General features: G+C 54.8%; 4 protein-coding genes. All 4 read left to right on the plus strand.

Annotation, left to right across the window (positions count from 1 at the left end):
• Positions 1-143: 143 nt before the first annotated feature.
• The 4 genes from surE to rpoS are packed head-to-tail and all read left to right on the plus strand — an operon-like array spanning position 144 to position 3,454.
• Positions 144-890 (plus strand): 5'/3'-nucleotidase SurE, encoded by a 747-nt coding sequence (surE, locus tag WD823_RS07225; RefSeq protein ID WP_368428816.1) that lies wholly within the window; start codon positions 144-146, stop codon positions 888-890.
• 53 nt (positions 891-943) lie between these two features.
• The gene (locus WD823_RS07230; protein WP_368428817.1) at positions 944-1,576 is read left to right on the plus strand and encodes a protein-L-isoaspartate(D-aspartate) O-methyltransferase; all 633 of its coding nucleotides are present in this window, start codon (positions 944-946) and stop codon (positions 1,574-1,576) included.
• A 31-nt stretch (positions 1,577-1,607) separates the two neighbouring features.
• A complete protein-coding gene (locus WD823_RS07235) occupies positions 1,608-2,399 on the plus strand; it encodes a peptidoglycan DD-metalloendopeptidase family protein (RefSeq protein ID WP_368428818.1) in 792 nt (263 codons plus the stop codon).
• A gap of 2 nt (positions 2,400-2,401) precedes the next feature.
• Entirely contained in the window at positions 2,402-3,454 is a 1,053-nt protein-coding gene (gene rpoS, locus WD823_RS07240; RefSeq protein WP_368428819.1) for an RNA polymerase sigma factor RpoS, read from the plus strand.
• Positions 3,455-3,506: the final 52 nt, after the last annotated feature.

Raw genomic sequence — 3,506 nt, forward strand, 5'->3', positions numbered from 1 at the left:
AAAGCTTGACACCGGATACAGTTGCTTTTCTTTGCGCGAACAAGGAAAAGTCACCCTGGGTCGGGGACGGAGCCACCCGCAATCAGATTTTCAATCGTGCGCGGAGCGCGCACTCAACACAAACAAAGCGAGAAGAAGCACTAATGCGAATACTCCTCAGCAACGACGACGGCTATCTCGCCCCTGGCCTTGCCTGCCTGGCCAAGGCACTCGCACCGCTGGCGCATATTGACGTGGTGGCGCCGGAACGTGACCGCAGCGGCGCCAGTAACTCACTTACACTGACGCATCCCTTGAGGGCTCACAAGGCGGAAAATGGCTTTTACTACGTTGACGGTACCCCGACGGATTGCGTTCACCTGGCGATCACCGGTTTGTTGGAAAAGGAACCTGATATCGTTATCGCCGGCATCAATCGCGGTGCCAATCTTGGCGATGATGTCATTTACTCGGGAACGGTGGCGGCGGCGATGGAAGGGCGATTCCTGGGTTTGCCGGCAATCGCTATTTCGCTGGCGCGTAAAACCGGTACGAATTTCGACACCGCGGCACAAGTAGTTTTACGGCTGCTGGATAAGCTTCAGCGCGATCCGTTACCTGCTGACACCATCTTAAATGTCAATGTACCTGACGTGCCGGAAACGCAACTCGCCGGTTACGAAGCGACTCGACTCGGTCACCGGCATAAGGCCGAACCGGTGATTCGTTCAACGGATCCGCAAGGTTCCCCGGTTTACTGGGTGGGATCACCTGGAGCGGAAGCCGATGCCGGTCCCGGCACGGATTTCTATGCTATCCGCCAGCGCTCAGTTTCCATCACTCCTTTGCATGTTGACCTGACACGGTATACTGCTCTGGATCAGGTATCTGCCTGGCTGAAGAAAATCTAGCAACCATTGATTCAGCGCAATCTCCGGTGAGAATAGGCAATCGCGGTATTGGCATGACCTCGCAACGAACTCGCGACCGGCTTATCCGCCGGTTACGTGAGGAAGGTATTCAAGATGAACGGGTGCTTGAGGCGATTCGCAATGTTCCGCGCCACAGATTCGTGGATGAGGCGCTCTCCAGCCGTGCTTACGAAGATACTGCGCTTCCTATTGGACATGGACAAACCATTTCCCAACCCTATGTCGTTGCACTCATGACTCAGGCCCTGATCGCCGGAGGCCGTCCGAAGAAAGTTCTCGAAATCGGCACTGGCTCCGGATATCAAACGGCGGTGCTTTCAAGTCTGGCGGACGAGATTTATTCCGTGGAGCGCATTGAATCCCTGATGAAACAGGCGCGGAAACTTCTGCGCGAGATCGGTTGTCGTAATGTTCAGATTCGTCTTTCCGATGGCACATGGGGATGGAAGGAGCACGCGCCCTATGACGGCATTATCGTTACTGCCGCTCCAGCGACAGTCCCATCGGCCTTGCTCGAACAGTTGGCGCCGGGAGGGCGGCTGGTCATCCCTGTCGGAGGGCCGTCCATGCAGGAGTTGATGTTGGTGCAACAGACGGAAAAAGGACCATCGATGGAGCGCCTGGAGCTCGTCAATTTCGTTCCACTGGTAAGGGATCCCGGGTGACGATCGTTTTAACGACGGTATTACGGAGGTCATGACCAATCACCTGAAGTATTGGCATGCCGGTGCGCTGACAATTTACTTGACTGCCTGCAGTGCGATGCCATTGACACCGGTCAGCGAAAAAAGCGTCGATGTGCGTCATCCGGAATCCGGTTATCGTGAAGTGCTGGCCGGGGACACGCTTTACAGTATTGCCTGGGAGTCCGGACGTGATTATCGTGAAGTGGCAAGATGGAACGATATATCTCCCCCGTATCTGATCAAACCAGGACAAAAACTGCGATTGTTTCCGCCTCCTTACATGCGCAGGGATCGTCAGACGGCGCAGATATCGCAGCCGCGGACGTCCCGCCAAAGCGCCACCGCACCAACGAGGCAATCAGGCAAAGATACGTACACAGTTGAGAAATTGGAACCGCCGGCAATCACCCGGCCACGCAGCGGATCTGCCACCAAACTTACCTGGTCTTGGCCGGCAGAAGGAAAATTGTTGGAGACTTTCACCTTGAATGGTTCAAATAAAGGGATTGATATTTCCGGTACGAGAGGGCAGCCCGTTCTTGCCGCCAACGCGGGGAAAGTTGTTTATCAGGGAGGTGGACTTCGCGGTTATGGTCAGCTTATCATCATGCAACACGACGCCGATTTTTTGAGCGCATACGCCCACTGTGACAAGATTTACGTTAAAGAAGGTGATGTGATTCAAAGGGGTCAAAAAATCGCGGACATGGGCAGCAGCGGCGCCGACACGGTAATGCTGCATTTCGAAATAAGGTACCGCGGCGTACCCGTGGATCCACAGGATTATCTTCCCAGAAAGTAAATATGCCCCCACGCAAACCGTCCCGCGCTCGTAAAAAGGGCAAGATCAAAACCGCTGTCTCCAAGACCGCACCGGAAGCCGACGTGATCGAGGTAGAAACCGCCGCGCCTCCGGAAGAATCCGAAGAAGATGAAGACGAGGTGGCTGAAGAAACACCAGCCAAACCTGCCGCCGAGGAGGAAGAAACTGAATCCAGCGGACAAGACTCCGGCGGGACATATTATTCTCATGCCGACGCGACTCGAATTTACCTGAAGGAAATCGGCTTTTCACCGCTTTTATCCGCGGAAGAGGAAGTGTATTTCTCCCGCCGTGCGCAAAAAGGCGATGGCAAGGCGCGCAAACGGATGATTGAAAGCAATTTGCGCCTTGTGGTTAAAATTTCTCGCCGCTATATGAACCGCGGGCTTTCACTGCTCGATTTGATTGAGGAAGGCAATCTCGGTCTCATCCGGGCGGTTGAAAAATTCGATCCTGAGCGCGGTTTTCGTTTTTCCACTTATGCGACATGGTGGATACGGCAAACCATCGAGCGCGGCATTATGAACCAGACACGCACCATCCGACTGCCGGTGCATGTTCTCAAAGAGATCAACATTTACCAGCGTGCCGCCCGGTATCTTTCCCAAAAACTGGAGCACGAGCCGTCACCGGAGGAAGTCGCCAACCTGCTTGATAGGCCGGTTGACGACGTGAAAGGAATGCTGGGCCTCAATGAGCGGGTAGCCTCGGTGGACGCTCCGCTCGATGACGATCCGGACCGTTCCTTGCTCGACGCCATTGCGGACGAGCGTACCCCCGATCCGGAAAAAGTGCTGCAACGCGACGATCTTCAGGCGCTCATTGAGCAATGGTTGAATGAACTTAATGACAAGCAACGCGAAGTGGTCGAGCGGCGATTCGGACTCAATCACCGCGAAATTTCCACCTTGGAAGAAGTTGGCGCCGATATTGGCGTTACACGCGAGCGCGTCCGCCAAATTCAGGTAGAGGCTTTGAAACGGCTTCGTGTAATTCTGGAAAAGGCCGGTTACTCAGTCGATTCCCTGTTTTAGCGCCCAGGGCCCGAGGCGAATGTAGCGGCGCGCTCCCGAGGCGATAGCTCTT

It is taken from the genome of Sulfuricaulis sp. (genome assembly GCF_040901545.1).
Taxonomy (GTDB): Bacteria; Pseudomonadota; Gammaproteobacteria; order Acidiferrobacterales; family Sulfurifustaceae; genus Sulfuricaulis.